This is a genomic window from Amycolatopsis sp. DG1A-15b (genome assembly GCF_030285645.1).
Taxonomy (GTDB): Bacteria; Actinomycetota; Actinomycetes; order Mycobacteriales; family Pseudonocardiaceae; genus Amycolatopsis.
In genome coordinates this window covers 857,999-877,232 of the sequence record NZ_CP127296.1, presented here as the reverse complement: position 1 = coordinate 877,232, position 19,234 = coordinate 857,999, and the positions used below count along the sequence as shown (strand labels likewise).

20 protein-coding genes are annotated in these 19,234 nt (G+C 71.8%); 10 read left to right on the top strand and 10 right to left on the bottom strand.

What is annotated here, in order from left to right; all coding sequences use genetic code 11:
* Window positions 1-7: 7 nt before the first annotated feature.
* Together QRY02_RS04125 and QRY02_RS04120 are read right to left on the bottom strand one after the other, a co-directional pair.
* Entirely contained in the window at window positions 8-625 is a 618-nt protein-coding gene (locus QRY02_RS04125) for a DUF3159 domain-containing protein (protein ID WP_285990148.1), read from the bottom strand.
* A complete protein-coding gene (locus QRY02_RS04120) occupies window positions 622-1,755 on the bottom strand; it encodes an FAD-dependent oxidoreductase (protein ID WP_285990147.1) in 1,134 nt (377 codons plus the stop codon). The genes QRY02_RS04125 and QRY02_RS04120 overlap by 4 nt, the downstream gene beginning before the upstream one ends.
* A 100-nt stretch (window positions 1,756-1,855) precedes the next feature.
* Between QRY02_RS04120 and QRY02_RS04115 the strand changes: the two genes are divergently transcribed.
* Complete coding sequence (locus QRY02_RS04115; protein ID WP_285990146.1) at window positions 1,856-2,464, top strand: TetR/AcrR family transcriptional regulator; 609 nt, start codon at window positions 1,856-1,858, stop codon at window positions 2,462-2,464.
* 30 nt (window positions 2,465-2,494) lie between these two features.
* Here the strand turns inward: QRY02_RS04115 and QRY02_RS04110 are convergent, their stop codons facing one another.
* Entirely contained in the window at window positions 2,495-2,947 is a 453-nt protein-coding gene (locus QRY02_RS04110) for a hypothetical protein (RefSeq protein ID WP_285990145.1), read from the bottom strand.
* Between the two features lie 96 nt (window positions 2,948-3,043).
* Complete coding sequence (locus QRY02_RS04105; protein ID WP_285990144.1) at window positions 3,044-3,616, bottom strand: dihydrofolate reductase family protein; 573 nt, start codon at window positions 3,614-3,616, stop codon at window positions 3,044-3,046.
* A 304-nt stretch (window positions 3,617-3,920) separates the two neighbouring features.
* Between QRY02_RS04105 and QRY02_RS04100 the strand changes: the two genes are divergently transcribed.
* Both QRY02_RS04100 and QRY02_RS04095 read left to right on the top strand, forming a co-directional pair.
* Window positions 3,921-5,342, top strand: coding sequence for a non-reducing end alpha-L-arabinofuranosidase family hydrolase (locus QRY02_RS04100; RefSeq protein ID WP_285993761.1), 1,422 nt, complete (start codon window positions 3,921-3,923; stop codon window positions 5,340-5,342).
* Window positions 5,343-5,617: 275 nt separating this feature from the next.
* Window positions 5,618-7,102: a non-reducing end alpha-L-arabinofuranosidase family hydrolase gene (locus QRY02_RS04095; RefSeq protein ID WP_285990143.1), complete on the top strand. Its 1,485-nt coding sequence runs from the start codon at window positions 5,618-5,620 to the stop codon at window positions 7,100-7,102.
* 71 nt (window positions 7,103-7,173) lie between these two features.
* On the opposite strand, the gene QRY02_RS04090 is transcribed toward QRY02_RS04095, so the two are convergent.
* Window positions 7,174-7,767 carry a TetR/AcrR family transcriptional regulator gene (locus QRY02_RS04090; protein ID WP_285990142.1) on the bottom strand — a complete coding sequence of 198 codons (594 nt, stop codon included), beginning with the start codon at window positions 7,765-7,767 and terminating at the stop codon, window positions 7,174-7,176.
* Window positions 7,768-7,828: 61 nt separating this feature from the next.
* Between QRY02_RS04090 and QRY02_RS04085 the strand changes: the two genes are divergently transcribed.
* From QRY02_RS04085 to QRY02_RS04075, 3 genes are all read left to right on the top strand, one after another.
* The gene (locus tag QRY02_RS04085) at window positions 7,829-8,767 is read left to right on the top strand and encodes a beta-ketoacyl-ACP synthase III (RefSeq protein ID WP_285990141.1); all 939 of its coding nucleotides are present in this window, start codon (window positions 7,829-7,831) and stop codon (window positions 8,765-8,767) included.
* 126 nt (window positions 8,768-8,893) lie between these two features.
* Window positions 8,894-9,514, top strand: coding sequence for a TetR/AcrR family transcriptional regulator (locus QRY02_RS04080; protein WP_285990140.1), 621 nt, complete (start codon window positions 8,894-8,896; stop codon window positions 9,512-9,514).
* A 39-nt stretch (window positions 9,515-9,553) separates the two neighbouring features.
* On the top strand, window positions 9,554-10,645 hold the full coding sequence (locus QRY02_RS04075) for a winged helix DNA-binding domain-containing protein (RefSeq protein WP_285990139.1): 1,092 nt from the start codon (window positions 9,554-9,556) through the stop codon (window positions 10,643-10,645).
* On the opposite strand, the gene QRY02_RS04070 is transcribed toward QRY02_RS04075, so the two are convergent.
* Window positions 10,642-11,598 (bottom strand): helix-turn-helix transcriptional regulator, encoded by a 957-nt coding sequence (locus QRY02_RS04070; protein WP_285990138.1) that lies wholly within the window; start codon window positions 11,596-11,598, stop codon window positions 10,642-10,644. The two genes, QRY02_RS04075 and QRY02_RS04070, sit on opposite strands and share 4 nt — an antisense overlap.
* Before the next feature lie 100 nt (window positions 11,599-11,698).
* Here QRY02_RS04070 and QRY02_RS04065 point away from each other — a divergent pair, with 100 nt between their 5' ends.
* The 3 genes from QRY02_RS04065 (at window position 11,699) to QRY02_RS04055 (ending at window position 13,182) form a co-directional block, all read left to right on the top strand.
* Window positions 11,699-12,157, top strand: coding sequence for a nucleoside deaminase (locus QRY02_RS04065; protein WP_285990137.1), 459 nt, complete (start codon window positions 11,699-11,701; stop codon window positions 12,155-12,157).
* Window positions 12,158-12,220: 63 nt separating this feature from the next.
* Window positions 12,221-13,051, top strand: coding sequence for an isopenicillin N synthase family dioxygenase (locus QRY02_RS04060; RefSeq protein ID WP_285990136.1), 831 nt, complete (start codon window positions 12,221-12,223; stop codon window positions 13,049-13,051).
* A complete protein-coding gene (locus QRY02_RS04055; protein WP_285990135.1) occupies window positions 13,042-13,182 on the top strand; it encodes a hypothetical protein in 141 nt (46 codons plus the stop codon). Before QRY02_RS04060 ends, QRY02_RS04055 begins: the two co-directional genes overlap by 10 nt.
* Window positions 13,183-13,448: 266 nt before the next feature.
* On the opposite strand, the gene QRY02_RS04050 is transcribed toward QRY02_RS04055, so the two are convergent.
* Entirely contained in the window at window positions 13,449-14,729 is a 1,281-nt protein-coding gene (locus QRY02_RS04050) for a GGDEF domain-containing protein (RefSeq protein ID WP_285990134.1), read from the bottom strand.
* Between the two features lie 330 nt (window positions 14,730-15,059).
* On the opposite strand from QRY02_RS04050, the gene QRY02_RS04045 reads away from it, so the two are divergent.
* Window positions 15,060-16,010, top strand: a complete 951-nt coding sequence (locus QRY02_RS04045; RefSeq protein ID WP_285990133.1) for a chitinase — start codon at window positions 15,060-15,062, stop codon at window positions 16,008-16,010.
* 72 nt (window positions 16,011-16,082) lie between these two features.
* Here the strand turns inward: QRY02_RS04045 and QRY02_RS04040 are convergent, their stop codons facing one another.
* The 3 genes from QRY02_RS04040 to QRY02_RS04030 form a co-directional block, all read right to left on the bottom strand.
* Window positions 16,083-16,598: a hypothetical protein gene (locus QRY02_RS04040; protein WP_285990132.1), complete on the bottom strand. Its 516-nt coding sequence runs from the start codon at window positions 16,596-16,598 to the stop codon at window positions 16,083-16,085.
* 472 nt (window positions 16,599-17,070) lie between these two features.
* Entirely contained in the window at window positions 17,071-18,852 is a 1,782-nt protein-coding gene (gene murJ, locus QRY02_RS04035; RefSeq protein WP_285990131.1) for a murein biosynthesis integral membrane protein MurJ, read from the bottom strand.
* A gap of 85 nt (window positions 18,853-18,937) precedes the next feature.
* Window positions 18,938-19,195, bottom strand: coding sequence for a hypothetical protein (locus tag QRY02_RS04030; protein WP_285990130.1), 258 nt, complete (start codon window positions 19,193-19,195; stop codon window positions 18,938-18,940).
* Between the last annotated feature and the right edge of the window lie 39 nt (window positions 19,196-19,234).

Below are 19,234 nucleotides of genomic sequence, written 5' to 3'. Positions count from 1 at the left end.
GCGCAGCCTAGGCAGCCGGCGAGTCTTCGCGGAGTATCCGCCAGCACAGGTAGAGGCAGGCGCCCGCCGAGGGCGCCCCGCCCAGCAGCGTGGCGGCGATGCCGAGGGCGGTGGTCTGCCCGGCCACGTACAGCGGCATCAGCACCGCCGTCGCGATGGCGCACTTCACCACGAACACCGCCGTGCACAGCTGGTAGCGCCGCCGGGCCGCCGGATCGTGGCGCCGGCCGAACCGTTCGCGGCGCACCGCGCCCACCACCAGCCCGACCACGGGCCACCGCACCAGCATCGACAGCAGGAAGACCGCCCCCTGCGCGGCCTGGATGACCACGGCCGGGAGGTAGAAGTCGATCGCCTGCCCGGTGGTCCCGGCCAGCAGGGCGGAGCCCCCGACGATGGCCAGCCCGATCGCCGCCGGCCAGGGGCGCCGGTCGGTCCACACGCGCACGATCGCGAGCACCGCCACGGCGCCGACGGCGATCAGCGCGGCGGTCCACACCCGGCCGGTCAGCAGGGAGGCGACCAGGAACACCACCCGGGACACGACGCTCTCGACGACCGTGCGCCACCCGCCCACCGCGTCGAACAACGACAGGGACTTCCGGGTCAGCACATCGAGGCTCATGCGCTCGCCTTCGCCGCGACGGGCGTGAAGCTGGTGCGGCGCATGGTGTCCTCGTAGGCGCCGATCGCGCCGAGCAGGTCGAGCCGGCCGCGGTCCGCCTCGGCCAGCGCCTCGCCGAGGCGGTGCGCGTCCCGCATCGCCAGGTTGGCACCGAAACCCGGGGCCAGGTGGATGGCGTCGCCGATGACCGTCACCGGGCTGGCGGGCCAGGCGGGCATCGGCGGGATCGTCCCGATCCGGAGCGCGGCCGTGAGGTCCGGCCAGGCTTCGGCGACGATCAGCCGCAGCGTCGGGTGCAGGCCCGCCGCCAGGTCCTGGGCCCGGCGCCACACCGTGGCCGGCGAGCCGAGCCGCTCCGGCGTGCCGGGCAGCGCCCACATCACGTAGTCCTCGGTGTCGACGACAGCGCGGGAACTCAGCGCGGGCAGCAACTCCTCCCGCGCGGCCACCGGCCGCCGGGTGAACCGCAGCACGCCCAGCGCCATCATCGTGCCGCCCACCCGCGCGACGGCCGGGTTGTCGCCGACCAGCGCCGGCAACCCGGTGCCGGCCACCGCTCGCAGCGGAGTCGCGCCCATGATCATGCGTCGTCCCGTGTCGGCCACCCGCACGTCCGGCAGGTACCGGCGCCGAACCGCCGAACCGGCCCCGTCCGCGCCGACCAGTACGTCCCCGGTGACCGCGGCGCCGTCGGCGAAGAAGACCCGGACCGTGCCATCGGCGCGCCGCTCGAACCGCGTGAACTCCGCGCCGAACCGGACCACGTCGTCCAGCCCCGTCAGCAGCACCGCCCGGAGCAACGGCCGGTGGACCTGCCGGCCAGGCCGCGCCCGGCCGGCCGAACCGTCGGACGGCCGGGTGCCCACGACAGTCAGCTCTCCCTCCACATCGGACAGTGTCAGGGTCTGCTCGCGCGGCCCTCCCATCGTCGCCTCCGCCATCGCGGCGTGCGCCGGGGGCAGGCACGCCCGCAGGGCCGCCGCGCCCCGGTCGTCGACGTGCAGGCTCACGCCCTGCGGACGTCCCCGCGCGCCGTCCCGCTCGTACACGGCGACGTCGATGCCCGCCCGGCGGAGCCCGTGGGCCAGCGTCAGCCCGCCGAGACCGGCGCCGATCACGATCACCCTCATGTCCGCACCCTTTCTTCACCATCCGATGAAGAACACGCTACGGCGGGTTCGGGCAAAACTCCACCGGTTGATGAAGAAAGGGTGCTAGACTGCGGTGGTCATGATGGAAGACGACACCCACGGCCGCCCCGGACGCTGGCGGTCCGGCGCGGAGAGCAAGCAGCGGATCCTCCGGACCGCGCGGGAACTGTTCGGTGAGCACGGTTACGGCGCCACGACCGTGCGCGCGATCGCCACCGCGGCGGGCGTCGACCCGGCGATGGTGTTCTACTTCTTCGGCACCAAGCAGGGCCTGTTCGGCGCCGCTGTCGAGATGTCCGGCACCGTCCCGCCGGCCATCGAGTCGATCTTCGCCGGCGACCTCGACACGACCGGCGAGCGCATCGTCCGCACCCTGGTGGAGAACCTCGACAAGTCCGGCCGCACCCCCCTGGTGATGCTGACCAGATCGGCACCGACCGACGCCCGGTCCGAAGCGCTGCTGCGCGAGTTCATCGACCGCGAAATCACCGACCGGCTGGCGGCACTGCTCGGCACACCCGACGCGGCACTGCGCGCCGCCATGGTCAACGTCCAGATCCTCGGTCTCACGGTGGCGCGGTACATCATGCGGATCGAACCGATCGCGTCCTCCTCCGTCGACGAACTGGTCGAACGGTTCGGCCCGCTGGTGCAGCACTGCCTGACCGGCCCCATGGCGCCGTCGTGAGCGCTTTCCCTGGCGGTGGCGTGTTACGCCCTAGAGGCTCATCCAGCAGTACAGGAGCTCATCGGCTTCCCGCGCCCGCCCCGCGAGCCCGACCATCGTCTCGATGAACGCCTGCGCGTCCCTGACGTCGAGGTGGCCGCCGAGTTCCTCGATCCGGGCCCACTCCTGCGCCACCCGGGGCAGATCGCCGGCCTCGGCCAGCACGTCGCGGGCCGAAGCGTTCAGCTCGGCCACCCACGGGCCCTCGTGGTCGAGGTCCTGTTCCCCACCCGGTGGCCACACCAGCTTCTGCTCAACGAGGTCCGGGCTCCACGGCACCTTGCGGATCGCGGCGACCATCATGCCCAGCACGACCGTCGGATCGATTCCCTTCGCGTCGACACCGTCGAACACCTCGCCCATCGGAGAGCACCCGTCACTGGCACTCATCACCCGCTGCACGGCGTCGGCGTCGGGTGCGCGGAAGTAGTCGAACAACGGCATGACCCCGATTATGTCGAAGCGACGCCTCCGTGCCCGCTTGCCCCAGGGGAGAACGGCAGGCCGGCGAAGGACCGCCAGCGCGGGAGCGGGCCAAGCTCAACGGACGACGCGGTAACGCAGATGCGTGGCGTCGCGGCCGGCGAGCCGCCGGACGGGTTCCAGTTCGACGCGGCCGATTCCGGCCGGCTCGAACAGGCGGCGCCCGTCGCCCAGCAGGACCGGGACCAGGTGCAGTTCGAGTTCGTCGAGCTGGCCCGCCGCGAGCAGAGCCCGCGCCGCTCCCGCGCCGTGGACCAGCACCGCTCGCTCTCCCGCCGCTTCGCGGGCCTCGACCGCGCACGCGGTGACGTCGGTGTAGAACTTCGCGCTGCCGGGCGGCTCGTCGGCCGGGTCGATGGTGTGGGTGAGGACGTGGATCGGCACGCCGTCGTGGTGGTCGCCCTGCCAGCGCCCGGCCAGCTCGAACGTCCGGCGGCCGGAGATCACCGCGCCGGTCGACGCGGCCTCGGCGTACACCTGCCCGTTGACGCCTTCGGACATCCGGTCGTCGAGCCAGTCGAACAGCCGCCCCCCGCCGCGGCCGAGTTCCTGACCCGGCCGGTCGTCCGGGCCCGCGATGTACCCGTCGACCGACATGGACATGTACAGCCGCAGTGGTGTCCTGGTCATTTCATTCCCTTCTCCGAACCGCCGGCGGCATGACCCGCGCCGCTCTCACCCGTACGTCGAACGCGCGACGCCGGATTCGACAACCGGGTCCCGGACTCCGTGCGGCCTCGGCCCTCGCCTCTTGAAGGCTCCCGATCGATCTGGCAACCTCGTCAGCGGTGGTGGTCACCGTTCCCCGATGCCTGTTCGACGCGGGCAAATTCCGCGAGCCTGAATGTTAGCGCTAACAAAGCGAAGGAGAACCACCGTGAATCAGAAAGGCCGAACCCCACCGGCCGCGCCCTCTCGCCTGCGGCGCGCACTGATCACCCTGCTCACGACCGTCCTCGCGGCCGGTACGGCGGTCGCGCTCAGCCCCGGCGCGGCGTGGGCGGCGACCGTCGACACGAATGCGTGGTACGTGCTGGTCAACCGCAACAGCGGCAAAGTGCTGGACGTTTCCGGTGCGTCCACCGCCGACGGAGCGGTGATCCACCAATGGTCCCGCCACGACGGCGCCAACCAGCAGTGGCAGTTCGTGGACTCCGGCACCGGTTTCTACCGGCTGAAGTCGAAGAATTCGAACAAGGTCCTCGACATCGGCAACTGGTCCACCGCCGACGGAGCGAAAGTCCAGCAGTGGACGGACCTCAACGGAACCAATCAGCAATTCAGCCTCGCCGACTCCGACGGTGGCTACCTCCGGCTGATCAACCGCAACAGCGGGAAGGCCGTGGAAGTGACGGGCGCGTCGACCGCGGACGGAGCGGCCGTCGTCCAGTACGGCGACCGGCAGGGCGCCAGCCAGCAGTGGCAGCTCGTCAAGGTCGACGGCGGCAGCACCTGCGCGCTGCCGTCGGCATACCGCTGGTCCTCGACGGGCCCGCTGGCCACCCCGAAGTCCGGCTGGCTCGCGCTCAAGGACTTCACCAACGTCGTCTACAACGGCAAGCACCTCGTCTACGGATCGACAACCGACACGTCGGGGTCGTACGGTTCGATGAACTTCGGGACCTTCACGAACTGGTCCGACATGGCGTCGGCAAGCCAGAACGGGATGAACTCCGGCACCGTCGCCCCCACACTGCTGTACTTCGCGCCGAAGAACATCTGGGTGCTCGCCTACCAGTGGGGCCCGACCACCTTCAGCTACCGGACGTCGAGCGACCCGGCCAACGCGAACGGCTGGTCCTCGCCGCAGACGCTGTTCACCGGAACCATTCCCGGCGGCGCTCCCCTCGACCAGACGCTCATCGGTGACGGTACGAACATGTACCTGTTCTTCGCCGGCGACAACGGCAACATCTACCGCGCGAGCATGCCCATCGGGAACTTCCCCGGCAGCTTCGGTTCGAACTACACGACGATCATGAGCGACACGACGGCCAACCTCTTCGAAGCGGTCGAAGTCTACAAGGTCCAAGGCCGGAACCAGTACCTCATGCTCGTCGAGGCGATGGGCGCGAACGGCCGCTACTTCCGCTCGTTCACGGCCGGCAGCCTGGGCGGCTCGTGGACGCCGCAAGCCGCCACCGAGGGCACTCCCTTCGCCGGCAAGGCCAACAGCGGAGCCACCTGGACCAACGACATCAGCCACGGCGACCTCGTCCGTGCCAACCCCGACCAGACCAAGACCATCGACCCCTGCAACCTGCAGCTCCTCTACCAAGGGCGCGATCCCGGCTCCGACGGCACGGACTACAACCACCTGCCCTGGCGGCCGGGCGTGCTGACGCTGCAGCGCTGACCACCGCGCCGGAGGTGGTGGCGCGGACCGCCTCCGGCACCGGAGCGGCCCTCCCCCGGCCGACGGGTACACCGCCTTCTTGACCGACCCGAAACCTTCGCGTTACATCTTGACGCGGCCGGCGTTATCGTTCACAGTCCTCGTACTGCGCTCAGCCGCACCGCCGGTCGACCACCCATCCCCCACATCCTCGGTGATTTCCCCTACCGTGTTCGCCGCGAAATGTTAACGCTAACACTTTCGCCGGAGGTCCCCACGACGAAAGGAAAGATGCCATGTCGCTTGGATTCGCGCGCGCCGCGAGGTGGCGCCGCCGGTGGCGGGCGGGGTCGGCCGCCGCGGCCGTCGTGGCCGTCGTGAGCGGGCTGCTCACGGTGGCCCCCACGACGGCGTCGGCCGCCACTGTGGACACCGCCGCCTGGTACGTCCTGCTGAACCGCAACAGCGGCAAGGCCCTCGACGTCAACGGCGCGTCCACCACCGACGGCGCCGGCCTCATCCAGTGGAGCCGCACCAACGCCACCAACCAGCAGTTCCAGTTCGTGGATTCCGGCGGCGGCTACTACCGGCTGCGCGCGCGGCACTCCGGCAAGGTGCTCGACGTCTTCAACTGGTCGACGGCCGATGGTGCCTCGATCGTGCAGTGGACCGACGGCAACGGCGCCAACCAGCAGTTCAGCCTCGCCGACTCCGCCGGCGGGTACGTCCGGCTGGTCAACCGCAACAGCGGCAAGGTGGCCGGCGTGCAGGGCGCCTCGACGGCCGACGGCGCCGGCGTCGAGCAGCGGAGCGACGCGGGCGGCAACAACCAGCAGTGGCAGCTCGTCAAGGTCGACGGCGGCAGCACCGGCACGTGCACGCTGCCGTCGTCGTACCGCTGGTCGTCCACCGGTCCGCTGGCCAACCCGAAGTCGGGCTGGGTCGCGCTCAAGGACTTCACCAACGTCGTCTACAACGGCAAGCACGTCGTCTACGGCACGTCGCACGACACCGGATCGAGCTGGGGATCGATGAGCTTCGCCCCCTTCACGACCTGGTCCGACATGGCCACCGCCGGCCAGAACACGTTGTCCATCGGTGCCGTTGCGCCGACGCTGTTCTACTTCGCCCCCAAGAACATCTGGGTGCTCGCCTACCAGTGGGGCGGGCCGACCTTCTCCTACCGCACCTCGAGCGACCCCACCAACCCCAACGGCTGGTCCGCCCCGCAGACGCTGTTCACCGGCACCATCTCCGGTGGAGCGCCCATCGACCAGACCATCATCGGCGACGACACGAACACGTACCTGTTCTTCGCCGACGACAACGGCGGCATCTACCGCGCCACCATGCCCATCGGGAACTTCCCGGGCAGCTTCGGTTCGTCGTACACGAAGATCATGAGCGACACCCCCCTCAACCTGTTCGAAGCGCCCGAGGTCTACAAGGTCCAGGGCCAGAACCAGTACCTCATGCTCGTCGAGGCGCGGGGGACGAACGAGCGGCGCTTCTTCCGGTCGTTCACCGCCACCAGCCTGGGCGGCTCATGGACGCCGCAGGCCGCGACCGAGGGCAATCCCTTCGCGGGCAAGGCCAACAGCGGTGCCACGTGGACCAACGACATCAGCCACGGCGATCTGGTCCGCACCAACCCCGACCAGACCAAGACCATCGACCCGTGCAACCTGCAGCTGCTCTACCAGGGGCGCGATCCGGGCTCCGACGGCCTGGACTACGGCCTCCTGCCCTACAAGCCGGGCGTGCTGACGCTGCAGCGCTGACCGCTCGGGAACGGGAAACCGGATGAACCGGCGCGGGCGGGCTCGGCGCAAAGCCGAGCCCGCCCACTGCTCTACCACAGTCGCTCCAGCGCCCGGCGCGCGCGAGCCGGCGCCCGGCGGTCGCCGTGCAGCTGCAAGAAGTGGTTGAGTGCCAACATGATCGCGACGATCTCGTAGAGCAGCTGGTCGATGTCGGTGTCCGGCGGCAGTTCCGCCAGGCTCACCGCCCGCCGGATGTTGAGCCGCAGTTCGCGCTGCCAGAGCTGGTCGGCGCGCACGATGGCATCGCGCACCGGTCCGTCCCGGCCGTCGAACTCGGCCGCGGCCGCGGTGAAGAAGCAGCCGCCGGGCAGCAGTTCGCGTTCCAGATAGGAAATCCACGCCTCGCAGGCCGCGCGCAGGTACGGCAGGCCGCGCGCCACCCCGCGCGCACGCTCGGGCACTTCGCGGACGAACATCCCGGTCGCGGCGTCGACGACGGCCAGCTGGAGGCTCTCCTTGGTGCCGAAGTGCCCGATCACGCCCGCCTTGCTCATCCCCAGCTCGGTGGCGAGCCGCCCGATGGTCAGCCCTTCCAGTCCCTCCGCCGACGCGATCACCAGTCCCGTGTCGAGGATGCGCTGCCGGGTGAGCCGGGACTCGGCCAGGGACTTCCGGGGACTCATGGGCACAGTATAGATTACGAACGATCGGTCGCTATTTTCCCCCAGTCCCTGAGGAGGGCCCATGCCCGGCTCCCGCTTGACCGCGCTCGGCCACCACCAGCCCGCCCGCGTGCTGACCAACGCCGACCTGGAAGGCATGGTCGACACCTCCGACGAGTGGATCCGCCGCCGCACCGGCATCGCCACCCGGCACATCGCCGACGGCTCGGTGGCCGACCTGGCCACCGAAGCCGCGGCGAAGGCACTGGCCACGGCCGGCCTGGAACCCGGCGAAATCGGCATGGTCACCGTCGCCACCTGCAGTGCGATCGACCGCTGCCCCTCGATCGCCGCCCAGGTGGCGGGCCGCCTTGGCATCCCCGCCCCGGTCTGTTTCGACCTCAACAACGGCTGCGCGGGGTTCTGCACCGCACTGGCCACCGCGGACCACGCCATCCAGGCCGGAGCCGCCCGGCACGCGCTGGTCATCGGCGCCGAGAAGATGTCGGACGTCACCGACTGGACCGATCGCGGCACCTGCGTCCTCCTCGGCGACGGCGCGGGTGCGGCCGTCCTCAGCACCGCTGTCGCGCCGGCGGTCGGCCCGGTCGTCTGGGGATCCGACCCGGCACGCCGGCACCTGGTCCGGCTCGTGGACGCGTGGCAGCCCACGTTCGCCCAGGACGGCCAGTCGGTGTTCCGCTGGGCCGCCCGGGAACTGCCCGCGGTCGCCGCGGAGGCCTGCCGCCGCGCGGGCATCGCCACCACGGACCTCGCCGGAGTCGTCACCCACCAGGCCAACCTGCGGATCATCGAGGCGCTGACCGACCGCCTCGACCTGCGCGACGACGTGGTGATCGGCAAGGACGTGGTCGATTCGGGCAACACGTCGGCGGCGTCCGTCCCGCTCGCACTGTCCAAAATGGCCGGACGCGGCGAGCTGCCGTCCGGCGAGCCGGTGCTCCTCTTCGCCTTCGGCGGCGGGCTCTCCTGGGCCGGCCAGGTCGTCACCTGCCCGTGAGTGACGGCCGCGCCGGCCGGGCCGGGGACGTCTCCCCGGCCTTCCCGGCAAAGCGCCCGCTTACAATGGGCACGACCGGTCCGGCCGTCGTGGCCGCCGTCCGGGCGCGAGCGGGAGGACCACCGGATGACGATGTCGCTGTCGGCCGAACTCTGGCCGGACGTGCAGCCGGAGACCGCCCGGCGGCTGATGCTGGCCGGGGTGGAGGCCTTCGCCCAGCGCGGCTACCACGCCACCACCACGCGGGACATCGCCGGCGCCGCGGGGATGTCGCCCGCCGCGCTCTACGTGCACTTTCCCTCCAAGGCCGCGCTGCTGTTCGCGATCAGCCGGTACGGCCACGAACAGACGCTCGCGCTGGTCGAGAACGTCGTCGCCAAGGAGTCCGATCCCGTCGAGCGGATCCGGCTGATCGTCGAGGACTTCGTCGCGTGGCACGCGCGGCGCCACACCGTCGCGCGGGTCGTCCAGTACGAGCTGCAGGCACTGCCCGAGCAGGAGTTCGAGGTGGTCGCCGCGCTGCGGCGGCGGATCGAGCGGATCGTGCGCGAGGTCATCGCCGAGGGCGTCGACAGCGGCGTGTTCACGGTGACCGACCCGCACGTCGCCGCCCGGGCCGTGCTTTCGCTCGGCGTCGACGTCGCCCGCTGGTACAGCGAGCGCGCCCGCCAGACACCCGCGGCGCTGGGCAAGGAGTACGGCGGGCTCGTGCTGCGGATGCTCGGCGTCGGCATGGCGCCCCAGTAGCGGACACAACCTGTCCGCTATCTCCGGCACGCTGGCCTCGTGCACACCCTCCTCGACGCGCGGGCCCTCAACCGCGCCACCCTCGCCCGGCAGCTGCTGCTCGAGCGGGCCGGCCTGCCCGTGCTCGACGCCGTCGCCCACCTCGGCGGCCTGCAGGCGCAGGAGCCGCAGGCCCCGTTCACGGGGCTGTGGTCGCGGCTGCGCGCGTTCGACCCGGCCGCGCTGGACGCCCTGCTGACCGGGCGGCGCGTCGTGCGGACCCACCTCATGCGCCGCACCGTGCACCTGCTGACCGCCGACGACGTCCTGGCGTGGCGGAGCCGGTTCGACACGATGTTGCGGCAGCGGGTCGTCGGCACCTACCGCCGCGAGCTCGCGGACGTGGACTTCGCCGAGCTCGCCGCGGCGGGCCGGGCGGTGCTGGCCGACGGCGAGCCCCGCTCGATGGGCGAACTCGCGCGGGCGGTCGCCGACCGGTGGCCCGCGCCGGGCCCGCGCCCGCTCGGCGAGCTGCTGATCGCCGCGCTGATCCCGTCGGCGCAGCTGCCGCCGCGCGGGCTGTGGCGCACCAAGGCGGGCGTGCGGAACCTGCCGCTGGCCGCGTGGCTCGGCCGCGACGCCGACCCGCTCGACCCGGACGACGGCGTCGGGCGGACGCTGGTCCGGCGCTACCTCGCGGCGTTCGGCCCGGCGGCGACGGCGGATCTGCGCGCGTGGTCGGGCCTGGCCGGCCTGCCGGCCGCGGTGAAGGCGGTGCGCGAGGAGCTCGTGGCCTTCCGCGACGAGCGGGGACGCGAGCTGCTCGACCTGCCCGGAGCACCCCGCCCCGACCCGGGCACCCCGGCACCGGTCCGGTTCCTCCCGGCGTTCGACAACGCGATCCTCGGCTACGACGACCGCACCCGCATCATCGACGACACCCACCGCGGGCTCTCGGTCGCGGGCGAGCGGGTGGTCCTGGTCGACGGCCGCGTTTCGGCAACGTGGACGACGGAGAACGACACGGTCGTGGTCCGGCCGCTGCGGCGGTTGACCGGGCCGGAACGTGACGAGGTCGCGGCCGAGGGAAGCGGACTGGCCGGCTTCTTGAGCGAGGGCGAAAGCGCTTGCGTCCGGCTCGAACCGAGCTAACCGACCGCCCTGGCGAACCGCTCCGCCACCTCCCGCAGCCGCTCCACCAGTCCCGGCGGTGCCTCCTCGACCACGAAGTCGTACCCCAGCTGGGCCAGGTGGTACGGCACCGCGTCCAGGTCCTTCGCCCCGGTCCGCACCCGGCAGCTGCCCTCGTCGATCTCCTCCACCACCCCCGACGTCGGCGAGATGCGCCGGGCCAGCGCCGACGCCGGGGCCGCCACCCGCAGGACCAGCTGGTGCGGGTAGGGCGCCGTCGAGATCTGGCGGGAGACGTACTCCGCGAGGTCCGCAGCCGGGGGCTCGCGCGGGGTGAACCGGAAGCCCACCGCCGGCACCTCGGCGATCCGGTCCACCCGGAAGGTGCGCCAGTCCGCGCGGTCGAGGTCGAAGGCGACCAGGTACCAGCGCCGCCCCGTGTGGACCAGCCGCAGCGGCTCGACCGACCGCTGCGTCGAGGCCCCCGACCGGTCGCCGTAGCCGAACCGCAGCCGTTCCTGGTCGCGGCAGGCCGCCGCGATCGCCGTGAGCACCGAGGCGTCCACCGTCGGACCGGCTCCGGGCAGTGACACCGTCGCCGCCTGCAGCGCGCCCACTCGCGGCCGCAGCCGGGCGGGCAGCACCTGCTCCAGCTTCGCCAGCGCCCGCACCGACGTCTCCTCGATGCCGCTGACCGTGCCGCTCGCCGCCGTGCGCAGGCCGACCGCGACCGCGACGGCCTCGTCGTCGTCCAGCAGCAGCGGCGGCAGCGCCGCGCCCGCACCCAGCCGGTAGCCGCCCGCCACCCCCGGCGTCGCGTGCACCGGGTAGCCGAGGGAGCGCAGCCGCTCGATGTCGCGGCGGATCGTGCGAACGTCGACCTCGAGGCGGGCCGCGAGGTCGGCACCCGGCCAGTCCCGGCGCGCCTGCAGCAGCGAAAGCAGCCTGAGCAGCCGTTCCGAAGTGCCGTACATGGCACGCAGTGTGCCAGACATCGCGGACAACTCCTGTCCTCGATCCACCGGAAGGCGGCAAACACTTGCCAGGCACCACCGCGGCCGGAAAGAGTGACGCATGCCGATCGATCCGCACACCCTGCTCGCCGTCGCCCGCGAAGAAGCCGAGCTGGGCAAGGCCGAGGGAGGTGTGCCGATCGGGGCCGCGCTGTTCGACTCCGCGGGCACGCTGCTGGGCCGCGGGCACAACCGGCGCGTGCAGGACGGCGACCCGTCGATGCACGCCGAAACCGCGGCGTTCCGCAACGCCGGCCGCCGCCCGCACTACCGGGACACGATCATGGTCACCACGCTCTCGCCGTGCTGGTACTGCTCCGGGCTCGTCCGTCAGTTCGGTATCGGGCGCGTCGTCATCGGTGAGGCCGAGACGTTCCACGGCGGTCACGACTGGCTCGCCGGGCTCGGTGTGGAGATCACCCTGCTCGACGATCCCGGCTGCACCGCGCTGATGACGGAGTTCATCGCCGCGCGCCCGGACCTGTGGTTCGAGGACATCGGGGTCGAGAAGTCCGAATAGGACAGTACTGATCGGCCCAGCTCGACCGCACCTGCTCGACAACAGCGCCTTACAGGAGCCGGTATGCCGTCATCCGTTCCGCTCGTGGACCTTTCGCCGTGGTTCGCGGGCACGTCCGAGGGCCGGGCCGAAGTGGCGGGCCGGATCGACCAGGCGCTGCGGGAGTCCGGCTTCCTGCTGGTCACCGGGCACGGCGTCCCGGACGAGCTGCGCCACCGGACGCGCGAGCTGGCGCGGGAGTTCTTCGCGCTGCCCGAAGACGTCAAGCAGCGCTACGCCGTCACGGTCGGCGGCCGCGGCTGGCTGCCGCCGGGGGTCGAGGCCAACGGCTACGCCGAGGGCACCGAGACCCCGCCGGACCTCAAGGAGTCCTACTCGGCGGGCGCGGACACCCGGACCGGTGTGGCCGAGGTCGACGGGTTCTGGTTCCAGCCCAACGTCTGGCCGCACGAGGTGCCCGGCCTGGGCGAGGCGGCCACGGAGTACATGCGCCGGATGCGGGCGCTGGCGGACCACCTGCTGGAGATCTTCGCCGCGGCGCTCGGGCTCGCCCAGAGCCACTTCACCCGGCACACCGGGCACCCGACGTACACGTTCAACATCAACTGGTACCCGCCGATGACCCACGTCGGCCCGCCGGCGCCGGACCAGTTCCGGATCGGCCCGCACACCGACTTCGGCACGGTCACGGTGCTCGACCGCCAGGCCGGCGTCGGCGGCCTGCAGGTTTGCACGGCCGACGGCGAGTGGGCGGACGCGCCGTTCCACCCGGAAGCGTTCACGGTCAACATCGGCGACCTGATGGCCCGCTGGACGGGCGACCGCTGGCGCTCGACGCGCCACCGCGTCCTCCCCCGGCCGCGACGGCACCCGACGAAGACCTCGTGTCGTTGATCTTCTTCTACGAGACCGATCACGACGCGCGGATCACGTCGTTGGCGCCGCCGCTGGGCACCCGCGCCTACCCCGAGGTGATCGCGTCGCAGTACCTGAAGGAAAAACTGGACGCGATCACGATGAGCTAGCCGCAGATCCGCTCGGCGATCGCGGCCGGGACACTTTCACACAATTGGCCCGTCCCGCCGCCCTGCACCACCCACTTCCCGCTACGGTAGCCGAACAGGATCCGGCCACCCTCGATTTCGTTGATGAAGTGCGCGAATGCCCAGGGCGCCTCGCATTTGACGCGCTGCAGCCCCTTTCCCCTGCGTTGTCCGACGGCCCCTCACCGTCTTCCACCCTCAAGACGCCCGGCGGTACTACCGGTTGCACGCCCCGCTCAACGGTGGGGTCACGACGCCGGCTCGGCGCAGACCGTCCGGTTGCGGCCCGCCCCCTTGGCCCGCAGCAACGCCTGTTCCGCCGCCAGCAGCGCTTCGTCGAGGAGCCCGGCCGAGCAACCCGCCACGCCGATCGACACCGTCACCCCGACGAACTGCGGGCCGTCACCCGAGGCCTTCAGTGCCACCAGCGTCGAGGCGATCCGCAGGCGGATGCGCTCGGCGATCGCCATCGCGTCGAACGGGCCGGAGCCGGGCAGCAGCACGGCGAACTCCTCGCCGCCGGAGCGGCCCACGAGATCGGCGGCCCGGACCTCGTCGCGCAGGGTGCCGGCGACCGCGCGCAGGACGGCGTCGCCGATCCGGGCGCCGTAGCGGTCGTTGAGCAGGCGGAAGTGGTCGAGGTCGAGCAGCAGCACGGCCGGGCCGGGGCCGCCGGGGCGGTCCAGCCGGGCCTCGGCGGCGCCGCGCCAGGACGCGGCGGTCAGCACGCCGGTGCCCGGATCGAGGGTGACGTGGTCGCGGCGGCCGCCGCCCAGCCCGCCGCGGTGCAGCACGACGGTGGCGCCGGCGAGCACCGGGACCAGCAGCGGCGCGGCGACCGCGGCCCAGGCGAGCGGGAGGCCGAAGGCCGTCATCGCGGCGTCGAAGGCGTACCCGGGGGCGGCTTCGCGCGGACGGCGGGGCCCGTCGGCACCGGTCACGAGGGCGGCGTTGACCGCGAGGAACACCAGCCCGGCGGCGGTGAGCAGGAGAACGGTCCGGGTGCCAAGGACCTCACCGACCGGCCGGACGCCGGTCGCGGTGAGGAAGGCACCCGCGACGAGGCCGGCCAGCGCCGTCGCCGCGGCGCCGAACACCTGCCGGTGGACGGGTCTTCTGCGGACCCGGAACCACTGGTGCAGCGCGGAGAGCACGACCAGCGCGACGGCGAGACCGGGGCGGAGCACGAGGACGCCGGCGAAGATCCACGGCGTGTCGACGCCGGGGCCGAGGAGGGTGTCCTCGCGGTGGCGCTCGACCGGCCGCGCGAGCTCCGCCGACACGAGCATCCCGGCCGCGAGCAGCGCGAACGGCGTCAGCATCGCGGCGAGCGGCGGGAAGCGGAGGGCGGCGAGCACGACGGCGGCGACGGCGAGGGCGTCGATCCCGACGAGGTACCAGACCTGGCCGCGGCGCGGCAGCCGCCACAGCGCCCACCGCCGCAGGGCCCAGCGCCGCAGGACGAGGGCGGGCAGGAACCGGCCCGGGCGGCCATCCCCGCCGGCGGCGACCGTGGAATCCCCCACCATTTCGGCAAAGTAGCCGGAATGCGGGCCCGTGTCGATCCGCCTTAAGGGGAATTTAACACGCCCGGGAGCGCCAGGGATCGTGGGTCATTTTCCGACCGACGGAGGGTTGACACGCAACATTGGTCTAGTCCACTGTGTGGTGGCACACAGCACTCCTCCCGGGTTGATCCCGCCGCCTCAAACCGGAGGTGCTCCACCTGCGCGTTTCGGAGGACCCCCATGCTGCTTCGTTCATCGCCGATCCGCCCACAGTCACGGCCGAACACCTTCGTAGCGACGGTTGCCCGTCGCTCGGGGGGCGGCCTGCTTTCGGCCGGATCGGCGAAATCAGTGCGCCGTCTCCTCACCCTCGCGGCCGCGGCTTCGGCCGCGCTGGCGACGACGGTCGGGCTCGCCCCGCAGGCCATGGCCGCGGTCGACCCCGTGCTCGCCTCCCCGTACCTGTACCAGTGGGGCGGGCAGACCAGCCCGACCGCCGCGATGTCCGCGACCGGCGTGAAAGCGTTTACGCTCGCGTTCGTCCTCTCGGACGGCTCGTGCAACCCCAAGTGGGACGGCAGCCGGTCGCTGACCGGCTCCGACAAGACGATGATCCAGAACATCCGCAACGCCGGCGGGGACGTGATCCCCTCCTTCGGCGGCTGGTCCGGCACGAAGCTGGGCTCGAAGTGCACGTCGGCCGCCGCGCTGGCGGGCGCCTACCAGAAGGTGATCGACGCCTACGCGCTCAAGGCGATCGACCTCGACATCGAGAACACCGACGAGTTCCAGAACAACACGGTGCAGGACCGCATCCTCAACGCGGTCAAGCTGACCAAGCAGAAGAACCCGAACCTGAAGGTCGTCATCACCATCGGCACCACCACGACCGGCCCCGACTCGTGGGGCAAGCGCCTGATCAACCAGGCCAAGGCGATCGGCGCCCCGGTCGACGTCTGGTCGGTCATGCCGTTCGACTTCTCCGACGGCGGTGACATGGCCGCCCACACGAAGTCCGCGGTCGACGGGCTGAAGAACCAGCTCAAGACCACGTTCGGCTGGAGCGACGACACCGCCTACCGGCACAGCGGCCTTTCCTCGATGAACGGCAAGACCGACAACGCGGGCGAGACCGTCACGGTCGCGAACTTCAACTCCATCCGTGGCTACGCGGCCAGCCACCACTTGGCCCGCTTCACGTTCTGGGCCACCAACCGCGACTGCAGCGGCGGTGGCGAGTGCAGCGGGATCAGCCAGGACAAGTACGCGTTCACCAAGATCGTCGCCGGCTACACCGGCTGACCCACCGACCCGTAGTGGGGCTGTCGGAGGCCCTCTCACCGGCATCGGGGTCGGTGAGGGGGCCTTCGCGGGTCAGCGCCGCGGCCCGCCGGAGTAGGGCCCGCAGGAGTACGGGTTGCACTGGTACGGGTTCCACGGCGGCGGCGTCCACGTGGGCGGCGGGGTCGTCTTGGCCGTCGTCGACGGCGGCGGCAGTTCGATCGTCACCGTCGGGGTCGGGGTCGGCGTCCGGCGCGCGTGCATCACCGCCGGGGACGGCGTGGTCGTCTCGGTCGGGACGGCCAGCGCGGTCGAGGACGGCACGGCGGTGGCCGGCTGCAGCTGCGGGAACTGCGTGGAGCCCGGCACGGAGTCCGGCCGCGTCGCCAGCACGACGACCAGCCCGCCCAGCACGACGAACACCGCCGACGCCAGCGCCACCCGCGCCGCCCCGCTGTGCCCGGCGCCGAGCCCCGATTCGGGTCCGGTGTCCCGGCGCGCCGCCAGCTCGGCCGCCCGCGAGCCCGGTTTGCGCGGCCGCGCCCCGGTCTGCCGCAGCAGTTCGTCGACCGTGACCCGGTCCCGCCGCTTGCGCGCACTGCGCGTCATGCATGTCCTCCACCCGTGCCCCCGCCGCCGCGCTCGCCCGCGGCCGCATGATCCCGGTGGATAGTAGAAACCCTTGCGGCAATTGTAAACGCGCTGATCGCCGCGCTCTCGTTACCGTTTCGAGACAACCGGATCGCGTTCCCGGCCGTAGCCGTCAACGAGCCGCGAACCACCCCCGCGCGGCGGCCACCCGGGCAGCTCTGGCAGCCTCGGCAAGCCGACCACACCCCGGCCCCAACCTCAACGAGCCGCGAACCGCCGCCGCAGCCCGGCCACCCGCCGGGTCACCGGGGTGAACTCCGGCAGCTTCAGCAACGCCGGCTCCAGACTCCTCACCGCTCGGCACAACCGGATCGCACTCCCAGCCCGAGCTCAAGAGAGCGGCCGGCCGCCGCCGGGGTCACCGGGCCTCAGCAACCCCAACACCGCAAGCCACCACTCGACACAACCGGACCACACCCCGGCCCCAACCTCAACGAGCCGCGAACCGCCGCCGCAGCCCGGCCACCCGCCGGGTCACCGGGGTGAACTCCGGCAGCTTCAGCAACGCCAGCAACCCGAACGGCACGGTCATCCCCAGCAGCCCCTGCACCGGCAGCTTCACCCACGCCCCCGGGATCACCCCGAGCGACGCGGGCACGGCGCGCCCGGCGAGCACCGCGGCCACCACCCCCAGCCCGCTCACCGAGAGGGTGATCAGCCCGACCCGCAGCGAGCGCTTGCTGCGCAAGTGGCCGAGCCGGACCCACAGCCAGACCTGGCCGAGGACCGCCCCGACCACGAACCCGGCGCCGTTGACCAGCATGACGCCGTAGACGACGTGCTCGCCGTCGAGCAGTCCGCGGCAGAGCAGCAGCAGCGGGATCTTCACCGCGGTCATCACGAGCATGATCAGCGTGGGCGTGCGGGCGTCCTTCATCGCGTAGAACACCCGCAACTGCAGCATGACCAGCGCGAACGGCAGCAGCCCGACCGCCGAGACGGCCAGCGTCTGGCCGAGCCGCTCGGCGTCGTCGAGGGTGCCGCGGCCCCAGGTGAAGATCGCGATGCCGATCGGTGTGCCGACCACGGCCAGCACCGCCGAAATGGGCACGAACAGCACGGTGGACATGCGGGAGGCGAGCGAGAGGTCGCCGACGAGGGATACCGTGTCGCCGTCCGCGGCGGCGCGGCTCATCCGTGGCATCAGCGCGGTCAGCAGCGAAACGCCGAGGATGCCGTACGGGAGCTGGAAGAGCAGGGACGCGTAGCTGTAGGCCGTGACGCCGCCGCTGTTGCCGCCGGTCAGCACGCGGGTGGTGATGACGAACCCGACGTGGCTGACGACGACGTAGCCGAGGATCCACGCGGCCAGCCCGCCGAACTCCTTGATCCGCGGGTCGAAGCCCCAGCGCCAGCGGAACCGGAACCCGGTGCGCAGCAACGCCGGGATGAGCACGACCGCCTGCGCGACGATGCCGAGCGTGGTGCCGAGGCCGAGCACGAGCAGCTTGGGGTCGCTCATCCGGACCGGGTCCAGCGTCAGTTCCCCCGGCACGAACGCGAACACGACGAGCGTGCCGGTGACGACGACGTTGTTCAGCACCGGCGCCCAGGCCGGCGGGCCGAAGACGTTCTGCGCGTTGAGGATGGCCGAGAGCAGCGCGAACAGGCCGTAGAACAGGATCTGCGGCAGCAGCAGGTACGCCAGCGCGGTGGTCAGCCCGGAGTTCGCGGACGCGGACGATTTGTCGACGTAGAGCGCGGTGAACAGCGGGGCGATCGCCACCGCGACGGCCGTGCCGACGGCGAGCAGCACCAGCGCCATCGTGATGAGCCGCTGGGTGTAGGCGCGGCCGCCGTCGGGGTCGTCGTGCGAGCGGACCAGCAGCGGCACCACGACGCTGGCCAGGACGCCGCCGAAGAGCAGTTCGAAGACGATGTTGGGCAACGTGTTCGCGACGGTGAAGGAGTCGTTGACGACCCCGGCCCCGACCACGGCGGCGAGCAGCAGCTTCGCGACGAACCCGGTGACCCGGCTGACGGCCGAGGCGACCGCCATCCGGCCGCTGGAGCGGGCCAGCGACGAGCCGGCGCCTTCCCCGCGCCCGGCGCTGACCGGCGACGCGGGCGGCCGCGCGACGATCTGGCCGGCGAACTCGTCGTAGGCCCGCCGGGAGACGTCGGGGTCACGGGTCGGCCAGTGCGGGCCCCTCAGCTCGCTCGGGAGGAAGACCGTCGCCTCGTCGTCCACCGGTGGTGGGTGCTCCGCCATGGGGACAAGCCTGCCAGGTCGGCGACCCGGGATAAATCGAACACCAGAGCGAAGTCACGACCCTGCGTGACGCGTGATCAGCCGCTCAGGCGGCGACGGTGATCGCCAGCGCCGCGCGGCCCGCCTCGGTCAGCTCGGCGGCGACGCGGCCGGTGGCCCCTTCGGCGCCGGGGCGGAGAAAACCGCCGTGGGCCAGCGCGTGGGCGGTCATCTGATCACAACAGGCGAATCCGTCGATGAAGAGGTCGGGCTCACAGCTGCACGTCATCTGCGCACGACCGGCGGCCACCGCCCTCAACATGGCCATCGCGCGGTGGGTGAGCTCGACTCCTGAACCGGACACCGGACTGCCTTTCCTTTGTCGCCACTACAACGGGTTATT